Origin of the sequence: Nocardioides sp. (assembly GCF_047602075.1) — a bacterium.
Classification (GTDB): domain Bacteria; phylum Actinomycetota; class Actinomycetes; order Propionibacteriales; family Nocardioidaceae; genus Nocardioides.
This window is the reverse complement of sequence record NZ_JASGIF010000001.1, coordinates 1,131,435-1,144,264: the sequence shown is the minus strand read 5'-3', so window position 1 is coordinate 1,144,264 and position 12,830 is coordinate 1,131,435. Positions and strand designations below refer to the sequence as shown.

Annotated in this window: 12 protein-coding genes and 1 pseudogene; all 13 read left to right on the top strand. The window is 70.6% G+C overall.

The features are described from left to right. The first annotated feature begins 214 nt into the window (after positions 1-214). A complete protein-coding gene (ftsW, locus tag QM714_RS05825; protein ID WP_415098477.1) occupies positions 215-1,486 on the top strand; it encodes a putative lipid II flippase FtsW in 1,272 nt (423 codons plus the stop codon). 5 nt (positions 1,487-1,491) lie between these two features. After that, the gene (murG, locus tag QM714_RS05820) at positions 1,492-2,559 is read left to right on the top strand and encodes an undecaprenyldiphospho-muramoylpentapeptide beta-N-acetylglucosaminyltransferase (protein WP_415100995.1); all 1,068 of its coding nucleotides are present in this window, start codon (positions 1,492-1,494) and stop codon (positions 2,557-2,559) included. Continuing rightward, the gene (gene murC / locus QM714_RS05815) at positions 2,556-3,989 is read left to right on the top strand and encodes a UDP-N-acetylmuramate--L-alanine ligase (RefSeq protein ID WP_415098475.1); all 1,434 of its coding nucleotides are present in this window, start codon (positions 2,556-2,558) and stop codon (positions 3,987-3,989) included. The genes murG and murC overlap by 4 nt, the downstream gene beginning before the upstream one ends. Beyond that, the gene (locus QM714_RS05810; protein ID WP_415098473.1) at positions 3,976-4,716 is read left to right on the top strand and encodes a cell division protein FtsQ/DivIB; all 741 of its coding nucleotides are present in this window, start codon (positions 3,976-3,978) and stop codon (positions 4,714-4,716) included. The genes murC and QM714_RS05810 overlap by 14 nt, the downstream gene beginning before the upstream one ends. A gap of 383 nt (positions 4,717-5,099) precedes the next feature. Further along, a pseudogene (gene ftsZ, locus QM714_RS05805) lies at positions 5,100-6,045 on the top strand (cell division protein FtsZ); the annotation flags it as partial. A gap of 258 nt (positions 6,046-6,303) precedes the next feature. Next, positions 6,304-7,083, top strand: a complete 780-nt coding sequence (locus QM714_RS05800) for a polyphenol oxidase family protein (RefSeq protein WP_415098471.1) — start codon at positions 6,304-6,306, stop codon at positions 7,081-7,083. Continuing rightward, the gene (locus QM714_RS05795) at positions 7,080-7,781 is read left to right on the top strand and encodes a YggS family pyridoxal phosphate-dependent enzyme (protein ID WP_415098469.1); all 702 of its coding nucleotides are present in this window, start codon (positions 7,080-7,082) and stop codon (positions 7,779-7,781) included. The genes QM714_RS05800 and QM714_RS05795 overlap by 4 nt, the downstream gene beginning before the upstream one ends. Positions 7,782-7,841: 60 nt before the next feature. Further along, on the top strand, positions 7,842-8,321 hold the full coding sequence (locus tag QM714_RS05790) for a cell division protein SepF (protein ID WP_415098467.1): 480 nt from the start codon (positions 7,842-7,844) through the stop codon (positions 8,319-8,321). A gap of 151 nt (positions 8,322-8,472) precedes the next feature. Beyond that, positions 8,473-9,240 carry a DivIVA domain-containing protein gene (locus QM714_RS05785; RefSeq protein WP_415098465.1) on the top strand — a complete coding sequence of 256 codons (768 nt, stop codon included), beginning with the start codon at positions 8,473-8,475 and terminating at the stop codon, positions 9,238-9,240. A 168-nt stretch (positions 9,241-9,408) separates the two neighbouring features. Next, on the top strand, positions 9,409-10,200 hold the full coding sequence (locus QM714_RS05780; protein ID WP_415098463.1) for a TraR/DksA family transcriptional regulator: 792 nt from the start codon (positions 9,409-9,411) through the stop codon (positions 10,198-10,200). Then, positions 10,173-10,787: a signal peptidase II gene (gene lspA, locus QM714_RS05775; protein ID WP_415098461.1), complete on the top strand. Its 615-nt coding sequence runs from the start codon at positions 10,173-10,175 to the stop codon at positions 10,785-10,787. Before QM714_RS05780 ends, lspA begins: the two co-directional genes overlap by 28 nt. Continuing rightward, on the top strand, positions 10,784-11,716 hold the full coding sequence (locus QM714_RS05770) for an RluA family pseudouridine synthase (RefSeq protein WP_415098459.1): 933 nt from the start codon (positions 10,784-10,786) through the stop codon (positions 11,714-11,716). Before lspA ends, QM714_RS05770 begins: the two co-directional genes overlap by 4 nt. Before the next feature lie 16 nt (positions 11,717-11,732). Next, positions 11,733-12,431, top strand: a complete 699-nt coding sequence (locus QM714_RS05765) for a GNAT family N-acetyltransferase (RefSeq protein ID WP_415098457.1) — start codon at positions 11,733-11,735, stop codon at positions 12,429-12,431. Positions 12,432-12,830: the final 399 nt, after the last annotated feature.

The following is a 12,830-nucleotide window of genomic DNA, read 5'->3' as shown; positions in this document are numbered from 1 at the left end:
CCCGCATACCGGGTCCCAAGCCACTACAGCACCGCGGGAGATGGGTCAGGGCCACCACAGCACCGCGGGAGACGGGTGGGCCTGCCAACCCCGCCAACCCGGAGCCGAGTTCGGCGACACGCACCGGATCTGCCCGGCCGGACCCCTAGGGCCGGGGAGACTTGGCCGGACAGGCGCCCGAGTCGCGGGCGCCACCGGGAGTGGGAGGGACGCGATGACGGCGGTTCGCCCGGAGGCGCCGCCCGCTGCCACCGAGGCCGGCACCGACCGCGCGGTCGGCCGCCGCTTGGCATGGTTCTCCGCCGTCCGTGACGCCCTCGGCCGCCCGCTGGCGTCGTACTACCTTCTGCTCGGTGCGTCGGCCCTGCTGCTGACCATCGGCTTGATCATGGTGCTGAGCTCCTCCAGCGTCTACTCCTACCGGACCTTCGACGACTCCTACGCCATCGTCCGCAAGCAGCTGCTCTGGGTGGCGATCGGTCTGCCTGCCGCGTGGGTCGCCTCCCGACTTCCGCATCGGTGGATCCGGCGGCTGGTCTGGCCCGGCTACTTCGTGACGATCGGGCTGCTCCTGCTGACGGCCATCAGCGGCCATGCGGTCAACGGCAACCAGAACTGGCTGATCCTGGGTCCCCTGGCGATCCAGCCGTCCGAGTTGGCCAAGCTTGCGTTGGTGCTGTGGGCCGCCCACATCTACGCCCTCAAGGACCGTCGCCTCGGCAGCATGCACGAGGTGTTCTTCCCGGTGGTGGCCGGGCTGCTGCTCGCCACCGCCCTGGTGGTGGCGGGCCACGATCTCGGCACCGGCCTGGTCCTCTTCGCGATCTTGATGGCGATGCTGTGGGTGATCGGCGTCCCGGGACGCTTCTTCTTCCTCAGCATGCTGATGGTCGGCGTGCTGGTCACCTTCCTGGCCGCCACCAGTCCCGAGCGGCTGGCCCGGATCACCAACTTCACCGACCCGTTCCGCGACTACTACGGCCACGGCTGGCAGCCGGCGCACGGCCTCTACGCCCTCTCCAGCGGCGGGATCCTCGGTGAGGGGATCGGCGCGAGCAGGCAGAAGTGGGCGGACTTCGCCGGTGCGCATACCGACTTCATCTTCGCGGTGCTGGGGGAGGAGTTGGGCCTGGTCGGCACCTTGCTGGTCGTCGTACTGTTCCTCGCCATCGCGTTCGCCGCGCTCCGGGTCGCCGCGCACACCTCCGACGCGTTCACCCGCTATGCCTCCTTCGGCATCGTGGTCTGGCTGCTCGGCCAGATGATGATCAACGTCGGCATGGTGCTCACCCTGCTGCCCGTGATCGGGATCCCGCTGCCGTTGGTGTCCTATGGCGGCTCCTCCCTGGTGCCCACGATGATGGCGCTCGGGCTGCTGGTCGGCTTCGCCCGGCGCGAGCCCGAAGCGGCCCGGGCGCTGGCCGCTCGCCGACAGCAGCGAGCGGTCGGCCTCTCAGCCGGGAAGCTCGACTCCGAAGGCCTGTGACCACGATGCGCGTCCTGCTTGCCGGCGGAGGGACCGCCGGCCACACCTCGCCCCTGCTGGCCACCGCCGACGCACTGTGTCGGCTCGACCCCGACGTCGAGATCGTCTGCGTCGGCACCCCCCGCGGCCTGGAGAACACCGTGGTCCCCGCCGCCGGGTATCCCTTGGAGCACATCTCGCCCGTGCCGCTGCCTCGGCGCCCCTCCGGGGAGCTGGCCCGCGTCCCCGGACGGCTGCGTGGCGCCGTGCGGGAGGCGCGCGCCGTGCTGGAGCGGACCCAGCCCGACGTGGTGGTCGGCTACGGCGGCTACGTCTCCGTCCCGGTCTACCTGGCTGCTCGCCGGCGTGTGCCGATCGTGGTCCACGAGCAGAACGCCCTGCCTGGGCTGGCCAACCGAGTCGGCGCCCGGTTCGCCCGGCGGGTGGCGGTCAGCTTCCCGGACACTCGGCTCCCGCACGCGGAGTACGTCGGTCTGCCGCTCCGCCGGATGATCTCCACCCTCGACCGCGCCGCGCTGCGAGGCGAGGCACGGGAGTTCTTCGGCCTCGACCCGGACCGCCCCACGCTGCTGGTGACCGGCGGCTCCCAGGGCGCCCGCAACCTCAACAACGCGGTCTCCGGCGCAGCCGCGGCGCTCGGTGAGGCCGGCGTGCAGGTGCTGCACGTGGTCGGCCCCCAGGGCGAGGCCGCCCCGACCAACACCGACGTGCCCTACGTCGTGGTGCCGTTCGTGGATCGGATGGACCTCGCCTATGCCGCCGCGGATGTCGTGGTGTGTCGGGCGGGCGCGTCGTCGGTCAGCGAGGCTGCGGCGGTCGGGCTGCCCGCGGTGTTCGTGCCGCTGCCCATCGGCAACGGCGAGCAGGAGCACAACGCCGCACCGGTCGTGGCCGCCGGTGGTGGCCTGCTGGTGTCCGACTCCGCGCTGACCGCGGAGTGGGTGGCTGCCAGCATCCCGGAGCTGGCCACCGACGAGCCGCGACTGGCCGCCATGGGGGCCGCCGCTGCGGCGCTGATCCCGCGGGACGCGGATGACCGGCTCGCGGCAATCGTCCGGGAGACCGCCGGATGAGGATCCCGGTCCCCGAAGTGCTGCTGCCCGCGGAGGCCCTCGGCAAGGTCCACTTCATCGGGATCGGCGGCGCCGCGCTCTCCGGGATCGCGCGGATCATGGCGCGCCGTGGCGTGCCGGTCAGCGGCAGCGACGACAACGACACCCCCTTCCTGCCCTCCCTGCGCGAGCTCGGGGTGGTGTGTCATCTCGGCTATTCGCCCGACCACCTCGACGATGCCGACACGGTCGTCGTGACGACGGCGGCGCGAGAAGACAACCCGGAGGTGGTCGAGGCGCGTCGCCGCGGCCTGCGAATCCTGCCGCGCTCGGCCGGGCTGGCGGCGGTGATGGATCGGCAACGCGTGGTCGCCGTGACCGGCACCCACGGCAAGACCACGACCACCGCCCTGCTCACGGTCGCCCTGCGGGCCGCGGGCGGCGACCCGACCTATGCGGTCGGCGGCGTGCTGTCGTCCACCGGGCGCAACGCCGACCTCGGCGCGGGCGAGGTGTTCGTCGCCGAGGCCGACGAGAGCGACGGCGCCTTCCTCGTCTATTCGCCGCATGCCGCGATCGTGACCAACGTCGAGGCCGACCACCTGGACATCTGGGGGACCGAGGAGGCCTACGCCGCCGCATTCGTGGACTTTCTCGATCGCCTCGACCCGGCCGGCTTCGTCGTCTGCTGCGTCGACGATCCTGGCGCCGCTCGCCTTGCTGTCGCCGCCCGGACCCGTGGGCTCGACGTGGTCACCGTCGGTGAGGGGGAGGACGCCGACCTACGCCTCACCCAGGTGCTGTTGCCTGGCCGCGATGGATTCGCCTCGAGCACCACGCTGGTGTCCGCGGACGGCGAAGTGAGCCTCGATCTGCGGATCCCGGGTCGGCACTACCTCGTCGATGCGGCGGCGGCCTTTGCCGCGGGACGTCGGCTGGACTATCCGGTGGACACGCTGGTCGCCGGGCTGCGCGACTTCACCGGCACGCAGCGCCGGATGGAGTTCAAGGGAGAGGCCGGGGGAGTACGGGTCTACGACTCCTATGCCCACCACCCTCGCGAGATCGTGGGTGACCTGGAGGCCGCCCGCTCCATGGTCGGAGCCGGCCGGCTGATCGTGGCCTTCCAACCGCACCTGGTCTCTCGGACCCGTCTGTTCGGCCGGGAGATGGGGGAGGCGCTGGGCGCCGCCGACGAGGTTGTGGTGCTCGATGTCTACCTCGCCCGAGAGGATCCCGACCCCGACGTCACCGGGGTGTTGGTCGCAGCGGCGGTGCCGCTGGCCGCGGACCGGGTGCAGTATGTCCCCGAGTTGATGGCGGTGCCGTCAGCGCTCTCAACCCTGGCCGCGCCCGGCGACGTCGTACTCACCCTCGGTGCGGGCTCGGTGACCAGCGTCGGCCCCGACCTGCTTGCGCTGCTGGAGGAGCGGTCCCATGGCCGTGCGTGAGCGGACCTCACCCGAGGAGCGCACCCGACGTCGGTTCGCCCGCCGGCAGTGGGCGCGTCGCTGGGGGCTGTGGCGCCGGGTGCTCGTCGTGGTGCTGGGTGTCGCGCTGGTGGCGACCGGCGTCTGGCTGGTCTTCTTCAGCTCGGTCCTCGCCGTCGACGAGGTGAGCGTGACCGGGACCGATCACCTCACCGACGCGCAGGTCGAGCGGGCCGCCGACGTGCCGACCGGACACCCGTTGGCCACCGTCGACCTGGACGCCATCCAGGCGCGCGTCGAGGCGCTCGCCCCGGTCGCAGCGGTGGACGTGACTCGACAGTGGCCCCACGCCGTTGCGATCGCAGTGACCGAGCGCGAGGCGGTGGCCGTCGTAGAGGTGGACGGTGGACTGGAAGGGATGGACGCCGACGGTGTCTTCTTCCGGACCTACGCCAACCGCCCACGGACGCTGCCGCAGGTGGACCTCTCCGCGGACGCGGACGTGGACACCCGTCGCGAGGTCGCCGGCGTGCTGGCGGCCATGCCGGACACCCTGGTCAATCGGATCGACCACCTCGAGGCGCGCAGTGTCGACCAGATCTCGCTGGTCCTGCGCGATGGCCGCACCGTGTTGTGGGGGAGTGCGGACGACTCCACGGAGAAGGCGGAGGTGCTGGCGTCGTTGCTGACCTACCACGCGCAGCAGTACGACGTCAGCGTGCCCAGCCGGCCGACCACCCGCGGCTGACCTCCCCTCGCGCTCTGGCTCGCTGGGTCTGTGGGCCCGGACCCCGTCTGGTGCGGTGTTGTGGTGGCTTGGTGGCCGGTATGCGGGGCTCCTTGCCACGACAAGACCGCGGCAGACGCAGTAACACCGCGGCAGACAGGCCCCGCCAAGCTGGAAATCCTCGGCCGCCTCCGCGTGTCTCCACCAGGTCGGCGACGCGGCTGCCTATGTTCGTGGGACATCACGAGGTTGACATAACTATAACCCTCAGGTTCAGGGTTAAGGTCTCCGACACACCGCGACGGCGACCTCGCGAGCCAGGGCCACAGAACAAGGCCTCAACGCAACACCCACAGACCAACGGCACAGACAGCGCCACCGACCAAGCAGGAGAGGCACCTGACATGGCAGCAGCCCAGAACTACCTGGCCATCATCAAGGTCGTCGGCATCGGCGGCGGCGGCGTCAACGCCGTCAACCGGATGATCGAGGTCGGCCTCAAGGGGGTGGAGTTCATCGCGATCAACACCGACGCTCAGGCGCTGTTGATGAGCGACGCCGACGTCAAGCTCGACATCGGCCGCGAGCTCACCCGGGGTCTCGGCGCCGGAGCCAACCCCGAGGTCGGCACCAAGGCCGCGGAGGACCACGCCGACGAGATCGAGGAGGTCATCAAGGGCGCCGACATGGTGTTCGTGACCGCTGGCGAGGGCGGTGGCACCGGCACCGGTGGCGCTCCGGTGGTGGCGCGGATCGCGCGCTCGCTCGGAGCCCTCACTATCGGCGTGGTGACCCGTCCGTTCGCCTTCGAGGGCAAGCGCCGCGCGACCTCCGCGGACGAGGGCATCGAGGCGCTCCGCGAAGAGGTCGACACCCTGATCGTGATCCCGAACGACCGACTGCTCTCCATCAGCGACCGGAGCGTGTCCGTGCTCGATGCCTTCAAGCAGGCCGACCAGGTGCTGCTGCAAGGCGTCTCCGGAATTACGGATCTGATCACCACTCCCGGCCTGATCAACCTCGACTTCGCCGACGTGAAGTCGGTGATGGCCAACGCCGGCTCGGCGCTGATGGGGATCGGCTCGGCTCGGGGCGAGGACCGCGCGGTCGCCGCCGCGGAGATGGCGGTCTCCAGCCCGTTGCTGGAGGCCTCGATCGACGGTGCGCACGGCGTGCTGCTCTCGATCGCCGGCGGCTCCGACCTGGGCCTGTTCGAGATCAACGAGGCGGCGGCCCTGGTCTCCCAGTCCGCACACGACGAGGCCAACATCATCTTCGGCGCGACCATCGACGACGCCCTCGGTGACGAGGTCCGGGTGACCGTCATCGCGGCGGGCTTCGACGGAGGCATGCCCAAGCGGCGCGACGCTGGATCCACTCTGCGTCGGCCGGCTCAGCAGCAGACCCAGGCCGAGACCCGGGCGGCGGCGCAGTCGATCGCGGGCCACGGCGAGACGGCGCCCGCCACGACCTCCGGCGAGGTGCGGGCGCCCGCCGTTCCGACCCCGGCGGGCGCGGCGAGCGAGACTGGAGCGAAGACGGCGAGCGGTGACGGCGCTGTGGCCACCAAGACCCGTGTCGCGACGGTGCAGGGAGACGACGACCTGGATGTGCCCGACTTCCTCAAGTGACCGGCTGCCGGGGCATCCGACCCCGGCAGGGACAGACCCGGTCTTCGGCTTCCGGGACGCTCGGACAGGGGCCGCGGTTCGGGTGCAGGTCGGCTTCACCGACCGACGACTCGACCTGGGTGATCACGCACCCGAGGCCGTCCGCTCCGCTGGCCTGCGAGCGATCACCGAGGTCACGGCGGCCTCCCCGGTGCTCATGCGCCAGGTTCACGGGGCCGATGTGGTCGTGGTCGACGATTGGCGGTCCACCTCCGCTCCCGTCGCGGACGCACTGGTGACCACGCAGCCCGGAGTAGCGCTGCTGACCCGGGCCGCGGACTGTGTGCCCGTCCTCCTGGCCGATCCCGACGTCGGCGTGATGGCCGCGGTCCACGCCGGCCGGCCCGGCGTGGCAGCAGGCGTGGTCCCGGCCGCAGTCGAGGCGATGCGGAGCCTTGGCGCCAGCGCGATCACCGCGTGGGTAGGCCCGCACGTGTGCGGGCGCTGCTACGAGGTGCCGACCGAGATGCGCGCGGACGTCGCTGCCCAGGTGCCGGCCACCTATGCCGAGACCCGACGGGGCACGCCCGCACTCGATCTCGGGGCCGGGGTGACGGCTCAGCTGCGGGCGGCCGACTGCGACGTGGTCGACGTGGGCGGCTGCACCCGAGAGGATCGCAGCCTGCACTCCTTCCGTCGGGACGGCGAAGCGGCCGGTCGCCTCGCGGGTGTGGTGTGGGCGACTAGGGAGATGCCGGGTAGGGGAGAGGACCCATGACACGTCGCAGCGACGAGATCGCCGAAGGTCTGAGCCGAGTCCGCGACCGGATCGAGGTCGCCAGCTCGTCCTGCGGGCGCAACCCCGCCGAGGTCACGCTGGTGGTCGTCACGAAGTTCTTCCCGTCCTCCGACGTCGCCATCCTCGCCGACCTGGGAGTGACCGATGTCGGTGAGAACCGCCACCAAGAGGCGCAGGCGAAGGCTGCCGAATGCGCGGGGCTCCGGCTCACCTGGCACTTCATCGGCGGCCTGCAGAGCAACAAGGCCGCCGCCGTGGCGTCGTACGCCGATGTGGTCGAGTCCGTTGACCGGGCCAAACTGGTCGCAGGGCTCAGCCGCGGTGCCCATGCCCGCAGCCACGCGATCGACTGCCTGCTCCAGATCAGTCTCGACCCGTCCGGGACCAGCGGTCGCAGCGGTGCGCTGCCTGCCGAGATCCCCGCGCTCGCGGACGCGGTGTCTGGAGCCGGGATGCTCCGACTGCGTGGGCTGATGGCGGTCGCGCCCCTGGGTGAGGACCCGGCAGAGGCCTTCGCACGGCTGGGGCCGGTGCGGGCCGGGCTGCTGGCCGAGCACCCCGACGCCACCTGGCTGTCGGCAGGGATGAGCGGCGATCTCGAGCAGGGCATTGCGGCCGGTGCGACACACGTGCGTGTCGGCTCCGCGATCCTCGGTCCGAGGCCCCCGATCAAGTAATGTCACGAGCACAGCACGACCCCGTCGTGGGGACGTGAACCTAGCGGAGGTCGACAGGGCATGAGCGCCATGCGCAAGATCGGTGAGTACCTCGGCCTGCTCGAGGACACCGGGCGGTACGACGACTACGACGACGCCTATGACACCGACGCCGAGGCCAGTGTCCCCGACCGCGCCCCGGCCAAGCGTCCCCGCGAGGCTTCGGTCTCCGACCTGTCCGAGCGTCGGCAGCGCCCCGTCGCCGGAGTCGTGGCCGAGCTGTCCCGGATCACCACGGTCCACCCCCGGACCTACAACGAGGCGCGCACCGTCGGCGAGCAGTACCGCGACGGCACGCCGGTGATCATGAACCTCTCCGAGATGGAGGATGCCGACGCCAAGCGTCTGGTCGACTTCGCGGCCGGGCTGATCTTCGCCACCCGTGGCACCATCGAGCGGGTCACCAACAAGGTCTTCTTGCTGTCGCCCCCCAACGTCACGGTCGCCGCCGAGGACAAGCAGCGGATCGCTGCCGACAGCGGATTCTTCAACCAGAGTTGAGGTCGGTGGCTGGGACCCGAGTGACTAGCGGTGACGCTGTGTCGCGAGGTGTGGCTGGTTCAATCTGACCGTCTTGTGCGCCACGGGGGCTCGCAGGCGCTATTGTTTCGCAAAGAACTACTTCCCAACTCAGAAACGAATGGGTGACGTCATGCCGTTGACTCCTGAGGACGTGAGCAACAAGCGGTTCACTCCCGTCCGCCTTCGCGAGGGCTACGACATGGGCGAGGTCGACCAGTTCCTCGACGAGGTCGAGGCTGAACTGGCCCGACTGAACAAGGAGAACGAGGACCTACGGGCCAAGCTCGTGGCCGCCCAGTCGGCCAGCGTGAGCGTGGCACCTGCCCCTGTGGTGGAGCCCGCCCCGGTCGTGGAGGAGGCTGTTCCCGAGCCTCCCGCCCCCGAGCCTGTGGCGCCCGCTCCTGTCCCGGTCGCACCCGTCGCGCCGCCGGTGGAGACACTGCGTGTCGAGACCGTCCCGGACGCCTCCAACGCCGCTGCGCGACTCCTCGAGATCGCCACCCGCAACGCCGACGAGTTGGTGGAGTCGGCCAAGGACGAGGCCGACCGCATCGTGGGCGAGGCCCGCACCAAGGCCGAGCGCCTGGAGAACGAAGCCAAGGGCAAGTCCGACCGGCTCGAGGCCGACGCTCGCACCCGGTCCCAGATGCTGGACTCCGAGACCGCCGAGCGTCGCAAGCAGCTCTTCGGCGAACTGGAGCGTGAGCGGGACAAGCTCAACACCGAGGTGGAGCGGTTGCGTCAGTTCGAGCGGGAGTACCGCTCCCGGCTGCGCTCCTACTTCACCCAGCAGCTCGACGCGCTCAACGACACCAACGAGGCCGGTCCGACTCCGACCGCTGATGCGACCGCGGCGCCCAAGCGCCTGCGTTCCATCCTCGGCGAGGAAGAGGGCTAAGAGGCCCCGCGCCACCCGATCGTCACGCTGCGGCCGGCTCCGGATTCACGGAGCCGGCCGCAGATGTTTCTCACCCACTGCGCGGCGGTTTGAGTCGGTGTCGGGCATTCGTTACCCTGCACGCCCGTGGCGACCCCATCGCTGCAGTGCCCCGCCAAGGAGGCCCCGATGACCCGCAGCACCCCGAAGTCGCTTGCGACCTCCGCGGCGACCGTGGCGAAGCGTGTCATCAGTCGACGTTCCACGACGTCCGGCGACGGCGTGCCGGCCCAGCGGACAGCCAAGAAGGCCGCGCCCGCCAAGAAAGCGGCGGCGAAGAAGGCCGCGCCCGCCAAGAAGACCACCGCAAAGAAGGCCGCGCCCGCCAAGAAGGCCGCGCCCGCCAAGAAAGCGGCGGCGAAGAAGGCCGCGCCGGCCAAGAAGACCACCGCCAAGAAGGCCGCGCCCGCCAAGAAGACCACGCCCGCCAAGAAGACCACCGCGAAGAAGGCCGCGCCTTCGGCTAGAAAGGCCCCCGTGCGCTCCTCATCGATGACGACCTCGACCCGAAGGACTGCTGCGCGCGCCGGTGCGCTGGCCGTCAAACCGGGCGAGGAGAAGTGGACCAAGGCCGAGCTCGGCGAGGTCCTCGCCGAGCTCCACGAGCACCGGGACCGACTGGTCAGGCTGCTCGCCGACCAGGAGTCGGAGTTGGCGGGCCTGATGCGCGACGCCGGAGACGGTGCCGGGCAGGACCAGGCGGACCTCGGGGCGACCAGCTTCGAGCGCGATCAGGAGCTGACCGTGGTCAACAACGAGCGCGACATGATCGCCCAGATCGATCGCGCCCTTGCCCGCATCGAGGACGGCAGCTATGGCATCTGCGAGTCCTGCGGAGAACCGATCGGCAAGCTTCGTGTGATGGCTTTCCCCCGGGCAACCCTGTGCATGGCGTGCAAGCAGCGCGAGGAACGTCGCTGACCGGCGACGACCCCGAAGTCGACCGGCCGACGAACGGGCGTCACCATCTCTTGTTCGTCGGCGTCGCCGCGACGGCGTACGTCGTCGACGTGGCCACCAAGGTCTGGGCGATGAACCATCTCGCCGACCGCGGACCGGTGCCGCTGATCGGTGACCTCCTGCGGTTCAACCTGGTCCGCAACCCGGGGGCCGCCTTCAGCACCGGCACCCGATTCACTCTGGCGTTCAGCCTGCTGGCGATCGTCGCGGCGATCGTCGTTCTGGTGTTGGTGCGCAAGGTCGGCGACTGGCTCTGGGCGGTGGCGTTCGGCCTCCTCTTCGCCGGCATCGTCGGCAACCTCACCGACCGGATCTTCCGTGATCCTGGCCCCTTCCGGGGCCACGTGGTCGACTTCTTGGAGTTGCCACACTGGCCGGTGTTCAACGTCGCCGACATGTGCATCAACGTCGCCGCCGCCCTGATTGTGATTCAGAGCGTCCGAGGGGTGGGCCTGGACGGACGCCGCACCCACCGAACAGGGCCATCGCCCCACGACGATGGCGCGGCGGACGGCACTGCTGAGGACACCGCCCGGGAGACACCGTGACGGGCGAGCATCGTGTGCTGCTGGTGCCCGACGGGCTCGCCGGCGAGCGGGTCGATGCCGCGATCGCCCGGCTGTTCGGGCTCTCCCGCACCCGCGCCGCCCACCTGATCAGCGAGGGGCACGTGCAGGTCGACGGCGCCGCCGTCGCAAAGAGCGACCGGGTCGTCCCCGGGGCGCTGCTGGAGATCGAAATCCCCTCGGTCGCCGACCCACTCGAGGTGGTCCCCGAGATGGTCGAAGGGATCTCGATCATCCACGACGACGACGCGATCGTGGTCGTCGACAAGCCCGTCGGCGTCGCCGTACACCCCTCCCCGGGATGGTCCGGACCGACCGTCGTCGGCCACCTCCGCGCCGCCGGGTTCCGAATCGCCACCAGCGGGGCGGCGGAGCGGCAAGGCATCGTGCAGCGCCTCGACGTCGGCACCTCCGGGGTGATGGTGATCTGCAAGTCCGAGCACGGCTACTCCGTGCTCAAGAACGCCTTCCGACAACGCACGGTCGACAAGACCTACCACGCCTTGGTGCAGGGGCATCCCGATCCCTTGGAGGGGACCGTCGATGCGCCGATCGGGCGGCATCCGCGTCACGACCACAAGTTCGCTGTCATGGCTGACGGCCGCCACAGCGTGACGCACTACCGCACCTTGGAGGCGCATCGGTTCGCGAGCCTGCTCGAAGTGGAGCTGGAGACCGGCCGGACCCACCAGATCCGGGTGCACATGGCAGCGCTGAAGCACCCGTGCGTCGCCGACTTCCACTACGGAGCGGACCCCGTGTTGGCGCAACGGGTCGGCCTGTCGAGGCAATGGCTGCACGCCGTCAAGCTCGGCTTCACCCACCCCGAGACGGGGGAGTACGTCGAGTTCGAGTCGCCCTATCCCGCCGACCTCGCGCACGCGCTGGAGGTCATCCGTGCCTCGGACTGACCCCCGGGATGACTCGATGACGCTGCGACCAGCCGTCGCAGCCGACCTGCCAGACATCGCGGAGCTGTACCTTCGCGTCCGCACGGCCGTTGTGCCCGCGATGCCGCCGCAGATTCACACGGCCGAGGAGGTGCACGCCTACGTCGGCGGCTGGCAGCTCGACCAGCGGGATGTGTGGGTGGCCGAGCTACGCGGCACCGCTGTGGCCTTCATGGTGGTCGACCCGGGCTGGCTGGAGTCCCTCTACGTGCTCCCCGAGGCGGCCGGCCAGGGCATCGGCAGTGCATTGCTGGATGTCGCGAAGAGACTGCGCACCGAGGGCTTCTGCCTGTGGGTCTTCGAGAGCAACCGGCCAGCCAGGAACTTCTACACCCACCGAGGGCTGCTCGAGCTCGAGCGCACCGACGGTTCGGGCAATGAGGAGCGGGCGCCCGACATCAAGATGGCCTGGCCGGGTCGTGATCCGCTCACCTTCCTGCGGCGGCTTGTCGATGACGTCGACGACCGTCTCGGCGACTTGCTGGCCGAGCGGGTCGCACTGACTACAGCGGTCCAACGCGTCAAGGCCACCAGCGGCATCGGCACCGACCGAGACCCCGAGCGAGAGCATGAGATCGCCCGCCGCCTGGCCGAGCGCGCCCCCGCCCTCGGCGAGGATCGCCTCGCCCGGATCGCGCACGCGATCATCACCGAGAGCCTCGACGCCGGCTCCTGAGCAGACCCGAGCGACCGCGTGCTTCGCTGCCCGGGCTTGCGGCTCGGCGGGGCTGACCGCGGCGGCTGGGCCGGGAGGGAGGCCCCGCAGGGCGTGGATGGGTCTGGCCCCCCGGAGCGAGCGCCAGCGAGCGGAGGGGTGGTTGCCCAAGGGGCCTCCCTCCCGGGCCGGACGCCGCTACCAGCCCCAGAGAGCCGCCTCGACCGCCGCCTCGACCGCCGCCCCAACCGCCGCCCCAACCGCATCGGTCCACCGGTCTCGGGCGATCCAGGATGTGTCGGTGCGCCACGGCAGGATTGGGGTCGGCCCGGGGTTAGGCTGGTCGCCTTCCCCGGGTAGTCCCACGGTCGTCATGGCCGTGGACTGATCGTGTCCGGATCGAGCCGTTGGGAGCCCCGC